Source organism: Haloarchaeobius sp. FL176, from assembly GCF_024609245.1.
GTDB lineage: Archaea > Halobacteriota > Halobacteria > Halobacteriales > Natrialbaceae > Haloarchaeobius.
This window is the reverse complement of sequence record NZ_JANJYH010000008.1, coordinates 15939-33672: the sequence shown is the minus strand read 5'-3', so window position 1 is coordinate 33672 and position 17734 is coordinate 15939. Positions and strand designations below refer to the sequence as shown.

Annotated in this window: 18 protein-coding genes; 13 read left to right on the top strand and 5 right to left on the bottom strand. The window is 66.4% G+C overall.

The features are described 5' to 3' along the window. Positions 1-109: 109 nt before the first annotated feature. From NO978_RS14490 to NO978_RS14470, 5 genes are read left to right on the top strand one after another with little or no spacing between them, the layout of a single operon-like run. Positions 110-691, top strand: a complete 582-nt coding sequence (locus tag NO978_RS14490) for an acyltransferase (RefSeq protein ID WP_257300308.1) — start codon at positions 110-112, stop codon at positions 689-691. Beyond that, positions 688-2076, top strand: a complete 1389-nt coding sequence (locus NO978_RS14485) for a nucleotide sugar dehydrogenase (RefSeq protein ID WP_257300307.1) — start codon at positions 688-690, stop codon at positions 2074-2076. Before NO978_RS14490 ends, NO978_RS14485 begins: the two co-directional genes overlap by 4 nt. Then, positions 2069-3367, top strand: a complete 1299-nt coding sequence (locus NO978_RS14480; protein ID WP_257300306.1) for a nucleotide sugar dehydrogenase — start codon at positions 2069-2071, stop codon at positions 3365-3367. The genes NO978_RS14485 and NO978_RS14480 overlap by 8 nt, the downstream gene beginning before the upstream one ends. Beyond that, on the top strand, positions 3364-4446 hold the full coding sequence (locus NO978_RS14475) for a DUF354 domain-containing protein (protein ID WP_257300305.1): 1083 nt from the start codon (positions 3364-3366) through the stop codon (positions 4444-4446). Before NO978_RS14480 ends, NO978_RS14475 begins: the two co-directional genes overlap by 4 nt. A 1-nt stretch (position 4447) precedes the next feature. Then, complete coding sequence (locus NO978_RS14470) at positions 4448-5374, top strand: glycosyltransferase (RefSeq protein ID WP_257300304.1); 927 nt, start codon at positions 4448-4450, stop codon at positions 5372-5374. A gap of 33 nt (positions 5375-5407) precedes the next feature. Here NO978_RS14470 and NO978_RS14465 read toward each other — a convergent pair whose 3' ends face one another. Then, positions 5408-7300 (bottom strand): hypothetical protein, encoded by a 1893-nt coding sequence (locus NO978_RS14465; RefSeq protein ID WP_257300303.1) that lies wholly within the window; start codon positions 7298-7300, stop codon positions 5408-5410. A gap of 173 nt (positions 7301-7473) precedes the next feature. On the opposite strand from NO978_RS14465, the gene NO978_RS14460 reads away from it, so the two are divergent. From NO978_RS14460 to NO978_RS14445, 4 genes are all read left to right on the top strand, one after another. Further along, positions 7474-9402, top strand: coding sequence for a hypothetical protein (locus NO978_RS14460; RefSeq protein WP_257300302.1), 1929 nt, complete (start codon positions 7474-7476; stop codon positions 9400-9402). A gap of 88 nt (positions 9403-9490) precedes the next feature. Then, positions 9491-9994, top strand: coding sequence for an NUDIX hydrolase (locus NO978_RS14455; protein ID WP_257300301.1), 504 nt, complete (start codon positions 9491-9493; stop codon positions 9992-9994). A 151-nt stretch (positions 9995-10145) separates the two neighbouring features. Then, positions 10146-10364 (top strand): hypothetical protein, encoded by a 219-nt coding sequence (locus tag NO978_RS14450; protein ID WP_257300300.1) that lies wholly within the window; start codon positions 10146-10148, stop codon positions 10362-10364. 25 nt (positions 10365-10389) lie between these two features. After that, positions 10390-10824, top strand: coding sequence for a universal stress protein (locus tag NO978_RS14445; protein WP_257300299.1), 435 nt, complete (start codon positions 10390-10392; stop codon positions 10822-10824). A gap of 99 nt (positions 10825-10923) precedes the next feature. On the opposite strand, the gene NO978_RS14440 is transcribed toward NO978_RS14445, so the two are convergent. Further along, positions 10924-11649 carry a TVP38/TMEM64 family protein gene (locus NO978_RS14440; protein WP_257300298.1) on the bottom strand — a complete coding sequence of 242 codons (726 nt, stop codon included), beginning with the start codon at positions 11647-11649 and terminating at the stop codon, positions 10924-10926. A 161-nt stretch (positions 11650-11810) separates the two neighbouring features. On the opposite strand from NO978_RS14440, the gene NO978_RS14435 reads away from it, so the two are divergent. From NO978_RS14435 to NO978_RS14425, 3 genes are all read left to right on the top strand, one after another. Then, positions 11811-12026, top strand: a complete 216-nt coding sequence (locus tag NO978_RS14435; protein ID WP_257300297.1) for a DUF3311 domain-containing protein — start codon at positions 11811-11813, stop codon at positions 12024-12026. Between the two features lie 3 nt (positions 12027-12029). After that, positions 12030-13559 (top strand): sodium:solute symporter, encoded by a 1530-nt coding sequence (locus NO978_RS14430; RefSeq protein WP_257300296.1) that lies wholly within the window; start codon positions 12030-12032, stop codon positions 13557-13559. A gap of 166 nt (positions 13560-13725) precedes the next feature. Next, positions 13726-14688, top strand: a complete 963-nt coding sequence (locus NO978_RS14425) for a transcription initiation factor IIB family protein (protein WP_257300295.1) — start codon at positions 13726-13728, stop codon at positions 14686-14688. A 141-nt stretch (positions 14689-14829) separates the two neighbouring features. On the opposite strand, the gene NO978_RS14420 is transcribed toward NO978_RS14425, so the two are convergent. Next, positions 14830-15549, bottom strand: a complete 720-nt coding sequence (locus NO978_RS14420) for an SDR family NAD(P)-dependent oxidoreductase (RefSeq protein WP_257300294.1) — start codon at positions 15547-15549, stop codon at positions 14830-14832. Positions 15550-15677: 128 nt separating this feature from the next. Here NO978_RS14420 and NO978_RS14415 point away from each other — a divergent pair, with 128 nt between their 5' ends. Further along, positions 15678-16448, top strand: a complete 771-nt coding sequence (locus tag NO978_RS14415; protein WP_257300293.1) for a pirin family protein — start codon at positions 15678-15680, stop codon at positions 16446-16448. Positions 16449-16482: 34 nt separating this feature from the next. Here NO978_RS14415 and NO978_RS14410 read toward each other — a convergent pair whose 3' ends face one another. Continuing rightward, positions 16483-16821 carry a cupin domain-containing protein gene (locus NO978_RS14410; RefSeq protein ID WP_257300292.1) on the bottom strand — a complete coding sequence of 113 codons (339 nt, stop codon included), beginning with the start codon at positions 16819-16821 and terminating at the stop codon, positions 16483-16485. 207 nt (positions 16822-17028) lie between these two features. Beyond that, positions 17029-17580 (bottom strand): DUF1684 domain-containing protein, encoded by a 552-nt coding sequence (locus NO978_RS14405; RefSeq protein ID WP_257300291.1) that lies wholly within the window; start codon positions 17578-17580, stop codon positions 17029-17031. Between the last annotated feature and the right edge of the window lie 154 nt (positions 17581-17734).

The following is a 17734-nucleotide window of genomic DNA, read 5'->3' as shown; positions in this document are numbered from 1 at the left end:
ACGATAGCTCGGCCAGGGCAACGCCGTTCGCCCGAGCTGGGTCCACCGCGACCGTTCCTCCTGAGAATCGCCCCCGTCCAACCGACGCGAGAGACAGGCCCGGGGAGCCATGACGGGCTTCCGAGCCGGTGAGGGCTGCGAGATAGACGCCGGTGCGACGCTGGGATACGAGTACGACAGCGACGCCGACCGACCCCACATCGGTGACGGTGCGGTCGTCCGACACGGCACCATCATCTACGGCGACGTGGTGATCGGCGACGGGTTCACCACCGGCCACGACGCCATCGTCCGCGAGCTCACCGAGATCGGCGACGACGTACTGGTCGGGACGAAGTCGGTAATCGACGGCCGGTCCGAACTCGGCTCCCGTGTGAGTATGCAGACCGGGGTGTACGTCCCGACGCACACCACCATCGGCGACGACGTCTTCCTCGGCCCCCACGCCGTGCTGACCAACGACCCGTACCCGCTACGGACCGACGAGGAGATCGTCGGACCGACCATCGAGGACGGCGTCTCGGTCGGTGCCAACGCGACGATCCTACCGGACGTCACCGTCGGCGAGCGCTCGTTCGTCGCCGCGGGAGCGGTCGTCACGGAGGACGTTCCGTCGGACTGTCTCGCCGTCGGGGCACCGGCGAGCGTCCACGAGCTCCCGCCGGAGCTGCAGGGAGGGAACAGCAGATGAGCGGGCTCGACGCGCCGGTCCGACTCTACGGCTCGAGTCTCGCGAACGACCGGCAGCAGTCCGCACTCCGCTCCGGCGACGTGCCGGTCGGGGTGTACGGACTCGGCAAGATGGGGCTTCCGCTCGCGGCCGTCTACGCGAAGACAACCGGGAACGTCCTCGGGGCGGACATCGACCCCGAGGTCGTCGAGACGGTCAACGCCGGCCACGCCCACGTCGAGGGCGAACCCGGGCTGGAGGACCTCGTTCGCGAGACCGTCACCGAAGGGGAACTCCACGCGTACACCGACGGGGCGAAGGTGGCCGAGGAGGCGGCGGTTCACGTCGTCATCGTCCCGACGCTCGTCGACGAGGAGGACGATCCGGACCTCGACCTCGTGCGGGCGGTCGCGTCCGACATCGCTGCCGGTCTCGCACCGGGCGACATGATACTCTTCGAGTCCACCCTGCCGCCGCGCAGCTGCCAGGACGTCCTCCTGCCGCTCGTGGAGGCGGAGAGCGGACTCGACCGGTCCCAGTTCGGCCTCGCGTTCTGCCCCGAACGGACATCGAGCGGGCGGGCAATCAACGACATCCGTGGTGCCTACCCGAAGATCGTCGGCGGTATCGACGAGGAGAGCACCCGCGTCGCGACGCTCATCTACGAGGAGATCACCCACAACGAGGTCATCCAGATGGAGAGCGCGACCGCCGCCGAGGCCGTCAAGGTGTTCGAGGGAGTTTACCGCGATGTCAACATCGCACTGGCGAACGAGCTCGGGATGATGGCCGACGAACTCGGCATCGACGTGGTGGACGCCATCGAGGCGGCGAACACCCAGCCCTACTGCGACATCCACTCGCCGGGCGCGGGGGTCGGCGGCCACTGCATCCCGTACTATCCGTACTTCCTCATCGGCGAGCTGTCGTCGTCGACCCGACTTCTCTCGACCGCCCGGAGCGTGAACGAGATGATGCCGCTGTACACGATGGAGTTCGTGCTCGGCGAGCTCCGGTCGGTCGGCAAGCCGCCTTCCGATGCCTCCGTGCTCGTGCTCGGACTGACCTACCGGCCCGGCATCGCCGAGACGCGGGCGACCCCCGCACTGCCCATCGTGGACCACCTCGACGACGCGGGGGTCGACGTCCACGCGGTCGACCCGGTGCTCGACGAGTACGGCGAGTTCGAGGCCGCCGGTGCGACGATAGAGCAACTCGGCGACGTCGAGGACCAGACGTACGACGGCGTCGTGATGGTCACGTCCCAGCCGGCGTTCGAGTCTCTCGACGTCAGGTCGCTCAGGACACCCGGTGAGCGGCTGGTCGTCGTCGACGGCCGACAGGCGCTCACGCACCTCCGCGACGACATCGAGGTCGAGTACTGTGGGGTGGGTCTGCATGACTGATGGCGGCGAAGAGGCAATCTGCGTCGTCGGCCTCGGCTTCGTCGGCCTCGAGCTGGCGGTCGCCTTCGACGAGGCCGGCAAGCACGTCGTCGGCTACGACATCGACAGCCAGACCGTCGCCGCGCTGTCGTCGGGGACGGACCCCCTCGACGAGGTCGGCGACCGACGGGTCGCGGAGGGTGGCGTCCACTTCACCGACGACCCCACGAGCATCGGGGACGCCGACTACGTCCTCATCACGGTGCCGACGCCGGTCGACGACCTCGGCAGACCTGACCTCGGGGCCGTCGAGGAGGCCGGGCGGACGGTCGGCCGACACCTGCATCCCGGCTCGACGGTCGTCCTCGAGTCCACGGTGTACCCCGGCGTCACCCGGACCATCCTCGTACCGGCCATCGAGGACACCGGCGACCTGACCGCCCACGACGACTTCGACGTCGCCTACTCGCCGGAGCGGCTCTCACCCGGTACCCGGGGACGTGACCTCGAAACCGTCACGAAAATCGTTGGCGCGCGGTCGGACGCCGTGCGAGACGATGTCGCGGACATGTACGAGGATGTCGTGGACGCCGGCGTCTATCGCGCGCCGGACCCGGAGACGGCCGAGGCCGCGAAGGTCATCGAGAACGTCCAGCGCGACATCAACATCGCGCTCATCAACGAGCTGGCGATGGCCTGTGACCACATGGACCTCGAGACGGAGGAGGTGCTCGAGGCGGCCGGGACGAAGTGGAACTTCCACGACGAGTACCGGCCCGGCCTCGTCGGTGGCCACTGCATCCCGGTCGACCCGCTCTATCTGACCCATCGCTCCGAGAAGTCGGGCTTCTCCCCCGAACTCATCCACAAGGGGCGGGAGATCAACGAGCACGTCCCGCGGCACGTGGCGCGTCGCACCGTCCGCTCGCTCAACGAGTCCGGACGGGTGTTGCGGGAGAGCGAGCTGCTGCTCCTCGGGACCTCCTACAAGGCCAACGTCGGCGACGTGACCTCCTCGGAGACGCCGACGGTCGTCGAGGAGCTACAGTCCTACGACATCGGCGTCACCGTCTACGACCCCCACACGGACGTCGACACCGAACGCGAGATGCTGGACGTTCCCGTCGCCGACGAGTTCGACCCCGCCGGCTACGACGGTGTTCTCGTCGCCACCGCCCACGACGAGTTCGCCGGTATCGACCTGGCCTCCCTCGCCGAGAAGCTGAACGAGGACCCGATTCTCGTCGACATCCCCGGGATGCACGACGACGCGACGGCACGTGAACACGGCTTCGTCTACGACAAACTATGACTCACGCAGCGGTCGCCACGCCGAGCCGACTCGACATCGAGGACGGGAGCGACGAGACTATCGTCCTCACCGTCCAGCATCCCGCCCACGTCCACTTCTTCCGTCACGTCGACGAGACCCTTCGCCGACACGGCTACGACGTGAGCGTGTTCGCCCGCGGCGAGCCCATCGTCCGGTGTCTGCTGGAACGCTACGACGTGGAGTACGAGGCGCTCCTCGACCCGCCCGAGGTCAGGGGCAGGCAGGCACTCATGCAGGCGCGCTACGAGTGGCGGCTCCTCAGGCGCGCCCGGCAGCTCGACCCGGACGTCATCGCCGCCATCGGCGGGGTAGCCGCCGCCCACGTGGGGTCGGTCGTCGGCGCTCGAAGCGTGGTGTTCACCGACACCGAGCACGCGACGCTGTCGAACAGACTCGCATTCCCGTTCGCGGACACCATCTGCACGCCGTCGTGCTACCGCGACGACATCGGTCGGAAGCAGGTCGAGTACGACGGCTACCACGAGCTCTCGTATCTCCATCCGTCGCGGTTCACCCCCGACCCGGCAGTCCTCGACGAACTCGGCCTCGCGCCTGACGACCGGTACGTCGTGTTGCGGGCGGTCGACTGGGGCGCCGCACACGACGCCGGCGAGAGCGGGTTCGACGACCTCGCCGACGTGGTTACCCGTCTCGAGGCGACCGGCGTCGAGGTGCTGGTTTCGGCGGAGGGGCCACTGCCTCCGGGGCTGGCCGGGAACCGGCTCGAGGTCGCACCACATCGGATGCACGACCTGCTGTACTACGCGGACTGCTTCGTCGGTGAGGGTGCGACGATGGCCATCGAGAGCGCCGTTCTTGGCACGCCCGCGGTCTACGTCAACTCGCTCGAGACCGGGGTGACGGACGAGCTCGCCGAGGACTACGGGCTCCTCTTCCTGTGTCACGGGGAGCAACGCCAGCGGACGGCAATCGATCACGCCACCGAGATACTCGAGGGGGACGACGAGGGCGACTGGGAACGCCGTCGAATCGACCTGCTCACCGACAAGGAAGACACGCTGCCGGTCGTCCTCGAGCGACTCGGGGTGACCTCGTAGGATGGAGGTCCTCCAGGTCGTCACGACCGCGTCGCCGTTCTTCCGACAGCAGGTCGACGCGCTCGAGTCACAGGGCGTGAACTGCACGACGGTGACGGTCCCCGACACCGGTGGGGCGCTCGGGAGCGCCGACGCGTACCGCCGGTTCTACCAGCGCGTGCTGGCAAGCGGACTGGACTCCTACGACCTGGTCCACGCGAACTACGGGTTGACGGGCCCGTTCGCGCTCGCTCAACCGACCCGTCCCGTCGTCCTCACGCTGTGGGGGTCCGACGTGATGAGCGACTCAACCCCGCTGACCGCGACGAGCAGACTTGCCGCGAGCCACAGCGACGCGGTGATCGCCTCCTCCGAGCCCATCGCGGAGTCGCTCTCAGTCCCGCACGAGGTCGTCCCGTTCGCGATGGACACCGACCGCTTCCGCCCCGTTGACCGCGAGCAGGCGCGGGACGAGGTCGGCTGGGAGCCCGACGGCCGTGTCGTCCTCTTCCCCTACCATCCCGACCGGAGCGTCAAAGACTACGAGCGGGCCGACCGCATCGTCGCCAGTGTGGACGACCGGCTGGACGAACCGGTCGAACTCCGCTGGATCTGGGGCGTCGACCACGAGATGGTCCCGCTCTACATGAACGCGAGCGACGCCGTCCTCGTCACCTCGCGTCGCGAGAGCGGGCCGATGGTCGTCAAGGAGGCCGCGGCGTGCAACGTCCCCGTCGTCTCGACCGACGTCGGGTTCGTCTCCGCGGTCCTCGACGGTGTCGAGCAGTCGACCGTCGCCGACACCGACGCGGAGCTGGTCGACGCGCTCGTCGAGATACTCCGGGCCGACGTCCGTTCGGACGGGCGCAGGGAGACGGAGTTCCTCACCCCCGAGCGGATGGGCAACCGGCTGGTCGACCTGTACCGGCGCGTGCTGACCGAGGCGTGAGCGGCCACCGCTCTTTCCCGTCGGCCGAGCCGGTCACAGCCGCTTTTCGATCCAGTTCGAGAGCGAGGTCGGGACGTTGCGCGGCCCGGTCCAGTCACCCGCCAGTTCGAGCTGTGGCAGGAAGGTGACGCCCTGGGTGGCCGCGGTCTCGACCGTGTCCGTCACCACCGGCGCGTAGTCACCGTCCTCGACGTAGACGCTCACCTTCCCCCAGTTCCGGATACCGGCGTTCTGGAGGAGCTCGGTCATCGACTCCGTGCTGGTCCAGTCCACCGAGTCGCGGTTCGCGAGCAGGTAGTCGACGAACGACCAGTAGTTCTCGGGCTCGACGTCCCAGACTCCCGCACAGACCTGGGAGACGAGGCCGCTCGCTCCCGAGTCGAGGATGTACGGCTCCGTGGCGTTCCACGGTTCGCGGGGGACGTCCCGGTAGCGGACGTTGAGGCGCTCGGCATCGACGAACGTCCGCCGGATTTCGTCGAGCTGACGGTCGAAGAAGTCCCTCGTGTACGGTCCCTTCAGGTTGCCGTAGACGGTCAGTGTCGGGTTGTCGGGGTCCGTCCCCATCGTCCCGTAGGCCATCGTATCGAGTCCCGGCGGCAGGGGCGGGGAGTCGACCTGCGCCGTGACCGCGCCGGCGTACTCGCCGTCGTTGGGTGAGACACAGCTACCGTACCGGTCGATGTCGCTCGTTTCGACGTCGCCGTTGCCGGCGATCGCTAGCTCGGGGACGTCGATGTTCGCGTTCACGACCGTGTTGTTCGTGCTATCGTCGAACACCAGTCCGTTGCGTTCACGTCCCGACTGGTGGATACAGACGTCCTCGACCATGTTGTCGTCCCGCCTGAAGATGGCCGCACCTCGGTAGGAGCCGCCGCCGGTGATGGCGACGCGCTCGACCGTCCGCGAGCCGGGGCCGTCGATGCCCGAGGGCTCGTCGACGTAGATGGCGAAGCTCGTCGCGCTGCCGCCCGAACCGATGACGTGGTACTCCGGGCCGACGTAGATGCGCGAGTTCTGCAGGACGAACGACCCACCCGAGTAGGCGGCGACGACGCCACCGCCGCCCGGCCCGCGCTCCATGTGGATGTCGCAGGCGTCGATGTAGACCGGTCCCGGTCCGTCCGAGATCCTGATTCCACGCATGTTCTGGTCGCTCGGCCGTGGATCGTCCACCGCGACGGTCGCGCCCGTGACCGTGCTGCCCGCGCTCCCCAGCCGTATCTGGGAGATGTCGTTGTTGCGGTAGACGCCACCCTCCACGTGTACGGGGCCCTCCGAGAGGGAGGCGTAGAGCCCGTTGTTGCCGAACCCCTCGATGTGACAGTCCTTGAACGTGAGTTCGCCGGTGGTGGCGACGTACGTCGCGACGGCTTCGGGAACGCTCCCGTCGGCCATGGTGACGTTTTCGACGAGGCCACTACCGTCTGCTGCCGAGATGCAGAACCCGAATGCGGTGTTCGTCCCGTCGTGGTAGCCGACCTTCGTCACGTCTCTCACGACGAGATCGTCGACGGCGGTGAATCCGACGGTCGGGTGGACGTCCTCGCCGGAGTGGTCGAGCGTGAACCCTTCGAACACCAGGCTCTCCACGTCTGCACCGCCGATCCACACGTCGGTTGCGTGGTCGGGGCCCGGGACGAGCGTCGCGTTCTCGTCGGTCACCATCGCGAAGTTCGACCGCCCGTACAGAATCAGTTCGTCGATGAGGTACTCACCGGCCGGGAAGTAGAGTGCAGTGTCGTCCGCGTTGTACTCCGCGAGGACGTCGTCGATCGGCTCGGTTCCGGTCGGGTCCGCACCAGCCTCCACCACGTTCACGGTCGTCTCGTAGGTCGATGTCGAGGTCGACCCTCTCGCCGCCGTCGTGCCCGCGCCGGCGCAGACGGTCGTACCCACCAGTTCGAGTGCCCTTCTCCTGCTCATTGTCTGCCTCAATGGCATAGGATGCACATTCCGGCTGGGTTGGATATATCCATCGGAAATCCAGAATGAAATTTTCTGTTCAGATATCGATACCGACAGTTCGGTTCTCGCGCACGGAGGCCGCCGTTTACAGAGCCTATAGTAAACCGGGTGACACCGAAACAGGACCGACGATGGGACGCCTGGGACAAAGTCGGCTCTCGAAGTGGATCGAACGACGACGCCTCGACCGTTGTGTTGCCGCTCTCGCACTACTGTTCGCGGTGCTCGCGCTTCCGCTCCGGACGCTCGTGACGCACATCTACGCGACCACCCTGCCGGTCGTCGTCGGGACCGCCGCGCTCCTCTATCTGGTCTCGACGCGGGGCGACAGCTACGACACCTACCCCTTACCGACGTTCTCGGCCGCGGGCGCACGGCTCCTCGAAACGGGCGTCCTGTTGGCCGTCAGCCTGCTGTTCGTCCTCGGCGGGCTCCTCGGACAGCGGACCATCATGTTCCTGAACGTCGCGGGCGCGACGGGGACGGTCCTGCTGTTCCAGCTGTTCTTCGTCGAGGATACCGACCTCCGTGTGCCGGTGGTGCTCGTCGAACTGCTCGCCTTCGGGTTCGCCATCCGGTTCGTCGGGCTGTACTCGGTCGTCGGCTTCATCGGCATCGACGTCTGGACACACGTCGGGTTCGTCCAGGGTATCCGGCAGCAGAACTCGCTCGCGGCGATGGAGACGAAGTACATCGCGGCTCCCCTCTACCACCTGCTCGTCGCGGTCGTCTCCGACATCACCTTGCTCTCGCAACGGAACGCACTCTACCTCACGGTCGGAAGCGCCCTCACGCTCTCCTCCGCGATGGTCTACTACGGTGCCCGCCAGTTCGTCGAGGCGCGCTGGGCACTCCTCGCGATGGCGCTCTGGCTGATGAGCTCCCAGGTCGTCCGCTGGGGGCTCCACCTCATCCCCACCAGTCTCGGCCTCGCGTTCTTCGTCCCGCTGGTCGCCTACCTCGTCAGATACCTCGAGGAGTACCGTCCACGTGACGTGGGGATGCTCTCGCTGTTCGTCGTCGCGATCACGCTCACTCATCAGGTGTCCGCCTTCGTCACACTCGTCGTCCTCGGGCTCGCCTTCGCCGTGCAGCTGGTGATGGACCTCGTCCCGTTTTCGTTCAACGAGGAGCCGACCGGCGTGAAGGGAATCCTCGCCTTCGCGGTGGGGGTCGTTGCGCTGGACTGGAGCCTGACGCCGTACTCCGACGGCTCGTTCGTCGAGGTGATGCTCCAGCGGCTCACGAACACCCTGTTCCGGCAGGTCGGCCTGCTCGAGGTGTCGAGCTCGAAGAACGTCGCCTCGACGGCGGGCGACGCCGGCACCTCGCTGCTCGTGAAGCTCATCGCCTACATCAACGTCTTCGGCTTCCTCGTCCTCCTGCTCCTGACCGGCATCGGGATGCTCTGTGTCCTGCGGTACGGCAACCGTACGCACGGTCGGCTGCTGGAGGTGAACGTGGTCGCGGTGATGTCCGCCTTCGTGCTCGCGCTCCCCATACTCGGCGTCAGCCTGTTCCTCCCCGGTCGATGGTACGCGTTCATGTACGTCCCGATGGTCTTTCTTGGGGTGTTCGGGCTGCGCCACCTCTCCGCCCGGCTCGACCGCCGGCTGATGGTGCTCGGCGTGTTACTGCTCGTCGTCTCCTATCCGAGCATCATGCTCGTCTCCGGGGCAGCGACGCTGGACAGTCCCGTCTTCGAGTCCAAACAGCAACGCTACGCCTTTACCGAGACGGAGGTCGACGGCGCCCGCCACATCGGCGACATGATCGGCGGACGGCTTCCACCGGTGTACACCGACGCCCCGTACACTGCCGTCTTCAGGCGCACGGACAGCCACCTCGCCGGTCTCGTCGACGTCCCACGTGATTCACGCGCCAGACACGACCTCGTCGTCTACCGCGAGTACCAGACCGAGGGGGCTCCGCTCGTCGGCGGTGTGAACAACTCGACCAGGCTCTCACAGGTCGGACAGGACCGGATCTGCAGCCCGACGCGGAGCCGGCTCTACACCAACGGCGACGTACTGCTCTGCAGCGACGGGGCCGACGGGTAGACACCGGTCGATTATCAGTCTGGTAGCTCCCGTTCCACGCTGCTTAACGGACCTATAGCAAAGCACCATCCCCGCGTTGACCGAGGAGATGAGCGACGTACCTCACCCGTCGACCGATGTCGGCCAGTCCCTCCCGGAGCAAGATACCCTTGTCCACCACCCCACTCCGAAAGAGCTGGGGCGGACAACGACCCGTACACTCCGTTTCGGCACCAAGGCGCTGGTCAGGTCACGGGGGCGGGTGCTCCTCGTTCGGGAACGCCGCCAGGACGGGTCGACGTTCTGGACGCTCCCCGGCGGCGGCACCAAGCAGGGAGAGACGCTGCGAGCGTCGCTCAAGCGGGAGGTCTACGAGGAGATCTGCTCTGACTGCTCGCTGGGCGCCCTCGTCGATCGCTGTCGCTACGACCACACGACCCGCCCCGACACGACGACGGTCTACTCGGTGTTCGAGGCGACGCTCGTCAGCGAACCCGTCCCCGATCCGGGCGAACGAGTCGTCGAATGTGGGTGGTTCGACCCGGCCGACGCCCCGAGCGGAACGCTCGCGCCCATCGAGCGGGTGCTTGTCCGCACATCGCCCGACGGCTGACCTCGGTCCTCGGCCCGACAGTCCCACGGAACGAGCGAACCGGCTCAGGACCTGCTGGTGGGAAGCCGACGGGCCCCTGGGGCTCCGGTTGCCAGCGAGCAGCACGGCGGGGAGGAGTTGTCCTGCATCGACCTCATCGTTTCACTGTTCGATGTCCTACGCCTGCGCATGGAGACGCGCCACGCTGTTCTCTTGCTCGTGCTGGTCGTGTCGTTCGTGCTGTCCGTCCCGTGGCGTCGTCGCAGTCCTTGCGGGCGACTTCGGGACGTTCGACCGGCAACTCGGCGTCCTGGGCGTCGTGCTCGTGTTCGGTGCCGCGCTGTACCGTCGCTGGGACGACCTCGGGTGGGCCGGAGGTGAACACTATTGACGGTGGCCCGGCGAGTGTACACCGGATGTACGAGTCGATTCTCGTTCCGACGGACGGAAGCGAGGGAGCGGCACAGGCAGCCGAGCGCGCCCTCGACATGGCCGAGCTGCACGATTCGACGGTACACGTGCTCTACGTCGTCGACGTCAGGATGAGTCCGGTCGACGAGTCGATGGACCACGACGAGGTCGTCGAACTGCTCGAAGAGGTGAGCGGGAAGCCGACCACGCCGATCGTGGAACGCGCCCGGGACAGGGGCGTTGCGGTAGTGGAGACGATTCGTATCGGTGTTCCGTTCGAGAGTATTCAGGCGTACCTCTCCGAGAACGATATCGACATCGTCGTCATGGGAACCCATGGACGGACTGGCCTCGAGCATACGTTCCTCGGGAGCACGGCGGAACGGATCGTTCGCACGGCCAATGTTCCGGTGCTGACAGTCCCCTTCGAGGCTGTGTAGTCGAAGAACTCGGCGAGGGGCACAGGCACGAGTGTGGCGACGGACACGGGGCTGCAAGGTTGAAACCCGGGAGGTCGGTCGTGAGTCGGTGAGTTCCGACTACCCCCCGCCGAACAAGCGAAGCAGCCGCTCTCGGTAGAGATAGCCGAGCAGGGAAAACAGCAGGAGGACCGCAGCGATAACGATCGCGCTCCCGAAGCGTTCGGCCTGGAGGAGAGTGCCGAAAACGTTGGTCAGGAAGAACGCTGGGGCCCGTCCGACCACCGCGATCACCACGAGTTTCCACAGCGGGATGTCGGTGAGACCGCCGGCGAAGCAGATGACGTCGTCAGGCAAGCCCGGAACGAGAAAAACCAGGAACAGCGTGGTTGCCGCGTAGCCTTCGCCTATCGAGTCGAACCGAGCAAGTGCTTCCTCGTGGACGATGTTCTCGACGTACGAACGGCCGAAGCGGCGTGACAGCCAGAACGCGACCGTGCTCCCGATCGTGATACCGACCATATTGTAGAGCGTCCCCAGCCACGTGCCGAAGAGATAGCCGGCGACGACGGCCAGGACCTGGCCCGGGATCGGCGCGAGGACGACCTGTGCGGCCTGGAGCAGAACGAGCGCGACTGGCGCCAGGATGCCGAACCCACGGATGAACTGTCGGAGTTCCTGCGTGTTCGTCAGGAACGCCAGGTTGCGGCGGATGAAGAACCAGGCGACTCCGACACCGATGGCCACCACGAGGAGATGCAGTGCGAACCGCCTGCGACTCTGTCTCGATTTGAACAGCTGGATGTCCGCGAATCGAGTGCGTAGGCGGTCGAACCTCTGACGCATTTTCTTTGGAGCCCTCTTGCGGACGTTTTCAGACCATCAATACTTCTGTATGGCGGTTGGGTCCTCGGACTGTCGGGCGCTGGGTACCACACACTCGATTATCCGGGGAGCTGTCACAGCAACGTTTATTCTGCCGGAGCCTGGCTACTCCACATTCACTGATGTCAGCACGCACAACACGAGCTGGATGGGTCTGGGCCGGTTCCGCCGTGCTGCTCTCGGCACTGGCGGTCCCGTGGTTCCTCTGGCGCGACGGCACGGTGGTCGCGGGGCTCCCGATCTGGCTCTGGTGGCACATCGGCTGGATGCTGCTCGCGGCCGTGGTGTTCAGTGTCTTCGCGCGGCGGGCCTGGGGCGTCGGTATCGAGGAGGCGTGACCGATGTCTGACACAGTCCTCCAGCTCGGTATCGTCACCGCGTACCTGCTGGTCGCGCTCGGAGTGGGCGTCTTCGCCTATCGGCTCACCGACCGGACCGCGGAGGATTACTACCTCGCATCGCGCACGTTCGGCACCGTCGTCCTGCTGTTCACGACGTTCGCGACGCTGCTGTCGGCGTTCACTTTCTTCGGTGGCCCGAACCTCGCGTACTCCGCGGGGCCGGAGTGGATCCTGGTCATGGGACTGATGGACGGCATCCTCTTCGCCATCCTCTGGTACGTGCTGGGGTACAAGCAGTGGCTCGTCGGGCGCAAGAACGGGTACGTGACGCTCGGGGAGATGCTCGGCGACCGGTTCGGCTCGACGTGGCTCAGGGGTGGCATCGCAGCGATCAGCATCTTCTGGCTGTTCCCGTACGTGATGCTCCAGCAGAAGGGTGCAGGCCAGGCTATCGTGGGACTGACCGACGGGGCCGTGCCGTTCTGGGTCGGCGCTGGCGGCATCACCCTGTTCATGATTCTCTACGTCGCCATCGCGGGGATGCGCGGCGTCGCGTGGACCGACACGATACAGGGGGTGTTCATGCTCGGTATCGTCTGGGTGGCCGTCGGCTGGGTGCTCTCGGCCGCGGGCGGAGCGACGGCAGCGACGGACGCTGTTGCTGCCTCGAACCCGGAGTTCCTCCGGCTGGGTGGCGGCCTGTACTCGCCGCAGTGGATGCTCTCGACGGCCATCAGCATCGCCTTCGGCGTGACGATGTTCCCGCAGATCAACCAGCGGTTCTTCGTGGCGCGGTCGAAACGCGTGCTCAAGCGGACGTTGGCGCTGTGGCCCGTACTCGTCGTGTTGCTGTTCGTCCCGGCGTTCATGCTCGGGACGTGGGCGGCGGGGCTGGGCGTCGAGGTGCCCGCGGACGGGAACGTCGTTCCGGCAGTCCTCGAGGCGTACACCGCGCCGTGGTTCACTGCGGTCGTCGTGGCCGGCGCGATGGCCGCGATGATGTCCTCCAGCGACTCGATGCTGCTCTCGGGGGCGTCCTACCTCACCCGGGACCTCTACCGGCCACTGACCGGGCGGGCAGCGGCGGTCGACGACACGCTCGGTGGGGAGGCGACGGTCGCTCGGATCGGCGTCGTCGTCTTCGCGTCGCTCTCGTTCGTCGCCAGCCTCTACGCGCCCGGCACGCTGGTCCAGATCGGCGACACCGCGTTCAGTGGGTTCGCCCAGCTCGCGCTCCCGGTGCTGGTGGCGCTGTACTGGGACGGGACGACGAAGCGGGGAATCTCCGCCGGCATCGCAGGCTCGCAGCTGTTCTACATCGTGAGCACGTTCGACGTGCTGGGCCGGCTCTCGAACCTCCTCATCGGCCGTCCGGCGGTCGCGCTCCCGGCGGACTACGCCGGCTGGACACCGGCCATCGCCGGGATGCTCCTGGGACTGGTGCTCACGGTCGCCGTCTCGGTGCGGACCACCAAGAGTGTCGGTGAGGACCCGTCGGTGTACGCCGTCTCCGGAGCCGAAGCCGACTGAGGACCGAAGCTCGAGGGCCACGCGCGACTCCAGTGGTTCGGCCCCGGTATCGGGATGACCGGTGCGCGCCCTGGGGCCGGTGTGGCGGCTGTCCGATTGGCGGCTGCGAAGCCTGTCGGCGGCAACACGTATAAACCGTCTGAGCCGGTAAAGGAGAACATACTTAATGGCTCGTCTGAATCGGCAATCGGAGACGGAGGAGACCCAGACCGAAACGGACACGGAAGAGTCGGAGACGGAGTCCTGTCCGGAGTGTGAGTCTGAGCGCCTGGTAACGAGCGGTGACGGTGACGAACTCGTCTGCGACGACTGTGGGCTAGTGCTCGAAGACGAGATGATCGACCGGGGGCCCGAGTGGCGCGCGTTCAATCACGGGGAACGCGAGAGCAAGAGTCGGGTCGGGGCACCGACGACCCAGACGATGCACGACAAGGGGTTGACGACCCAGATAGACTGGAAGAACAAGGACGCGTACGGTCGGTCGCTCTCCTCGGAGAAGCGCAGTCAGATGCACCGCCTCCGGAAGTGGCAGGAGCGCATCCGGACGAAAGACGCGGGGGAGCGGAACCTCCAGTTCGCGCTCAGTGAAACCGACAGGATGGCCTCCGCGCTCGGCGTCCCGCGGTCAGTGCGGGAGGTCGCGTCGGTCATCTACCGGCGGGCACTGAACGAGGACCTGATTCGTGGTCGGTCGATCGAAGGGGTGGCGACGAGCTGCCTCTACGCCGCCTGCCGTCAGGAGGGAATCCCGCGCAGTCTCGAAGAGGTGTCGGAGGTCTCGCGGGTCGAGCAGAAGGAGATCGGCCGCACGTATCGGTACATCTCGCAGGAGCTCGGCCTCCGGATGGAGCCGGTCGACCCGAAGGAGTACGTCCCACGGTTCTGTTCCGAACTCGGGGTGAGCGAGGAGGTGGAGATGAAGGCGAAGGAGATCATCGACGTGACCGCCGAGAAAGGTCTCCTCTCGGGGAAGTCGCCGACTGGCTTCGCTGCAGCGGCGATCTACGCGGCGTCACTCCTCTGCAACGAGAAGCAGACGCAACGCGAGGTGGCCGCGGTGGCACAGGTGACCGAGGTCACGATCCGGAACCGGTACCAGGAGCAGATCGAAGCGATGGGCATTCAGTGAGTCCGGGGAGGAAGACGCGTGAGTCGGCGCGAGGGCCGACCAGCTGACACGCGTTCTGGAGCACTGAACCCACTTCTCGCGGCCTGAAACCGCCGGCAGCCCGCGGTAGTCTATTCTGGCGTTCACTGCGGCGGAACCTCGCTAGATGAACTCCGTGTTCTGTGGCCCGTTCGTGATGTGCACCTCGAAGGGCTGGGTGTCGACCCGGTCCTGTTCGACGAGATGCCAGTAGGTCTCGGCCATGCTGTCCGGGTCCAGGAACGTCTCCGCGTCCCGGTCCGGCGCGCGCTCCCGCGCTCCCGGGCCGTCTATCTGCCCGTCGATCACCACGTGGGCGACGTGGATGCCGTCGGGACCGAACTCCTGTGCCATGTCCATCGCCATGCCACGGGCCGCGAACTTGGCAGCCGTGAAGCCGATTGTGCCGCCGAGACTCCGAACCGCGGAGGTCGCGCCGGTGAAGATAACGGTCCCGCCACCGGTGTCGAGCATGTCGCCGACGGCCTCCTGCGAACAGACGAACGCGCCGCGACCGTTGACCGCCCACGCCCGCTCGAACTCCTCGACGCTCGAATCCATGAGGCCAGTCCACGAGGCGGCACTCGCGTGGTTGACCAGTACGTCGACCGGCCCGAACGCCTCCCTGACCGTCTCGAAGCCTTCGCGGACCTGTTCGACGCTGGCGAGGTCGGTCTGCACGGCGAGCCCCTCGCCCGGCGCCGGGAGGTCCGCCGCGAGCTCCTCCACGAACGCCGCCGTTCGAGCGAACAGGGCCACCTCACAGCCTTCCGATGCGAACTTGCGTGCGAGTGATTCACCGAGACCAGGCCCGACGCCGGCGATGACGACTGTCCGTGTCATATGCTATCATCACACCACAATTCAAAAACCGTGCTGGTGGATGGCCGACCGGTGCGTCAGCGTGACGGTGAACACGAGGCCCCCCGACAAACGAAGCCCTAACCAGTTCAGGCCGCTAACAGCTACTAATGACTGCACCAGCTCCCTCCACGTCCGAGCCGGAGATCTTCACCGCGCCGCGGACGAACATCTCACAGAACCAGGGGAAGTTCAGAATCCACTTCAACTTCCCCGGGCGGGCGGTCCCGGACCACGACGACCACGGATACGGTCCGCTCGCGGCCGTCGTCGAGTCCTTCATGGACCCCGACACACTCATCCGGATGCACCAGCACAGCAACGAGGAGATCGTCTCGTGGGTCCCCGACGGCGTCATGCGTCACGACGACCGCAAGGGGAACGAGTTGGTCACGGACTCCGAGCACCTGCTGGTGATGAACGCCGGCAGTGGCTTCTGGCACGCCGAGGAGACACTCGCCGACGACCCCCCGTTGCGGATGCTCCAGATCTTCGTCCGGCCGCACAGCCTGGGTCTCGATCCCGACATCCAACACGAGCCGGTTCCGGACTCGGAACCCAACGAGTGGCGGTACCTGTTCGGCCCGGTGGACGGTGCGGCACCGCTCTGGGTCCGGAACGAGGTGCAGTTCCACGACTGTCGGCTCGACGCGGGTGCGACCACTACTCTTCCGTTCGAGCCGGGGTGGGACACCTACCTCTACGTGTTCGAGGGAGCGGTGACGGTCGGTGATGAGGATGCGGAGCTCGGCCACACGGAGAGTGCGCTCGTGACCGGCGGTGAAGCCGTGTCCATCACTGCCCGAGAGCGGTCGATACTCGTCGCGTTCTGCATCGACCCCGACGCACCGGTGACACGACAGGGGACGATCGGGCGCTGAGCCCGAGCCCCAGCGAGCACTGAGCCTCCCGGACTCAATCCATCCAGTCCGGGTCGTCCCGCGGCGGACTGAAGATGTCGAGTCCGACGGCGGCCACGTCACCACGATTCTCCGCGCCGTGGGCTTCACCGCCCGGGAGGACGTAGGAGTCACCCGCTTCGACGACGCGGGTCTCGCCGTCGACGAAGAACGTGAGGGCGCCTTCGAGGATGTACCCCGTCTGCTCGTGGGGGTGGCTGTGTTCGGGAACTGACGCACCCGGGTCGATCCGGAAGTGCTGGACGTTCATCTCGCTGCCGCCAGCCAGGAGCTTCAGGTGTGCGCCGTCGACTGCCTCGACGGATTCGACATCGGATTCGGGAACGATATCCATGCCACCTCCATCGTGGGACAGCATCAAATAGCTCCCGTCGTCGAAGACGCCCGGAGCAGCAATCCCCGGTGCGCTCCAATCGGTCTTCCGGGTGCAAGACGTCGTGCGGGCACCGGGCTCGCAGTCGCGTCGGGCCCTGACCGGACGCAGTCGACGGATCCTGCATGGAGCGTTCCGAACCCTCGGTCGTTGCCACGTGCGGCCAGCCTACTTCTCGAACGAGCGCTCGCCCGCCTCGACGGGGACGTCGAGCCAGTTCTCGGTCGGGGGGAGCGGGCACTCGTACCGGTCCGAGTAGGCACAGGTCGGGTTGTACGCCTCGTTGAAGTCGAGTATCCAGCGGCCGTCGTCGGTGCGGTGGTGTTCGGGCTCCAGGTCGAGATACCGTCCGGCACCGTACGTCTCCTGTCCGCTCGTATCATCGCGGAAGGGGACCCAGAGGCGCTCCTCCTGGGGGTCGCTCTTGTACGCGGTGATGCTCACTGCCTCGCCCGCGATCTCCACCGTGAACTCGCCCCAGGCGAGGTACTCCTGCTCGCCGTCGGTGCTGGTGCCGACGACGACCGGCTCTGGCTCGTCGTCTGTCTCCAGTTCCACGACGAACCGGTAGTCCGGGTCGACCTCGTAGTAGTCGAGCCCGTCGAAACGCTCGCGTACGTCGGGTGGCAACGGCGAGTGCGGGTCCTCCCCGAAGTACTCGTCCTTCCGTTCCCGCTGTGCTTCGATCTCTGCGGCCGATTTGGGGTTCTGGGTCGTCATGAGTGACTATCGAAGGAGTTCGTGCTCTGCGCACTTCAATATTGTGTGAGGGGGGCAAAATTGAGGCGCTTGGACCTGTCGAGGGAAAGACCTCAGAACGACGGTAGTACGCTCGAATGTACTTGTATAGTGTGTGATGGGGTTCTTCGAAACG

What these genes read in the sequence shown, in the direction of transcription:
- NO978_RS14490 (WP_257300308.1), top strand. Translation starts at nt 110, where the DNA reads ATGACGGGCTTCCGAGCCGGTGAGGGCTGCGAGATAGACGCCGGTGCG.
- NO978_RS14485 (WP_257300307.1), top strand. Translation starts at nt 688, where the DNA reads ATGAGCGGGCTCGACGCGCCGGTCCGACTCTACGGCTCGAGTCTCGCG.
- NO978_RS14480 (WP_257300306.1), top strand. Translation starts at nt 2,069, where the DNA reads ATGACTGATGGCGGCGAAGAGGCAATCTGCGTCGTCGGCCTCGGCTTC.
- NO978_RS14475 (WP_257300305.1), top strand. Translation starts at nt 3,364, where the DNA reads ATGACTCACGCAGCGGTCGCCACGCCGAGCCGACTCGACATCGAGGAC.
- NO978_RS14470 (WP_257300304.1), top strand. Translation starts at nt 4,448, where the DNA reads ATGGAGGTCCTCCAGGTCGTCACGACCGCGTCGCCGTTCTTCCGACAG.
- NO978_RS14465 (WP_257300303.1), bottom strand. Translation starts at nt 7,300, where the DNA reads ATGAGCAGGAGAAGGGCACTCGAACTGGTGGGTACGACCGTCTGCGCC.
- NO978_RS14460 (WP_257300302.1), top strand. Translation starts at nt 7,474, where the DNA reads ATGGGACGCCTGGGACAAAGTCGGCTCTCGAAGTGGATCGAACGACGA.
- NO978_RS14455 (WP_257300301.1), top strand. Translation starts at nt 9,491, where the DNA reads ATGAGCGACGTACCTCACCCGTCGACCGATGTCGGCCAGTCCCTCCCG.
- NO978_RS14450 (WP_257300300.1), top strand. Translation starts at nt 10,146, where the DNA reads ATGTCCTACGCCTGCGCATGGAGACGCGCCACGCTGTTCTCTTGCTCG.
- NO978_RS14445 (WP_257300299.1), top strand. Translation starts at nt 10,390, where the DNA reads ATGTACGAGTCGATTCTCGTTCCGACGGACGGAAGCGAGGGAGCGGCA.
- NO978_RS14440 (WP_257300298.1), bottom strand. Translation starts at nt 11,649, where the DNA reads ATGCGTCAGAGGTTCGACCGCCTACGCACTCGATTCGCGGACATCCAG.
- NO978_RS14435 (WP_257300297.1), top strand. Translation starts at nt 11,811, where the DNA reads ATGTCAGCACGCACAACACGAGCTGGATGGGTCTGGGCCGGTTCCGCC.
- NO978_RS14430 (WP_257300296.1), top strand. Translation starts at nt 12,030, where the DNA reads ATGTCTGACACAGTCCTCCAGCTCGGTATCGTCACCGCGTACCTGCTG.
- NO978_RS14425 (WP_257300295.1), top strand. Translation starts at nt 13,726, where the DNA reads ATGGCTCGTCTGAATCGGCAATCGGAGACGGAGGAGACCCAGACCGAA.
- NO978_RS14420 (WP_257300294.1), bottom strand. Translation starts at nt 15,549, where the DNA reads ATGACACGGACAGTCGTCATCGCCGGCGTCGGGCCTGGTCTCGGTGAA.
- NO978_RS14415 (WP_257300293.1), top strand. Translation starts at nt 15,678, where the DNA reads ATGACTGCACCAGCTCCCTCCACGTCCGAGCCGGAGATCTTCACCGCG.
- NO978_RS14410 (WP_257300292.1), bottom strand. Translation starts at nt 16,821, where the DNA reads ATGGATATCGTTCCCGAATCCGATGTCGAATCCGTCGAGGCAGTCGAC.
- NO978_RS14405 (WP_257300291.1), bottom strand. Translation starts at nt 17,580, where the DNA reads ATGACGACCCAGAACCCCAAATCGGCCGCAGAGATCGAAGCACAGCGG.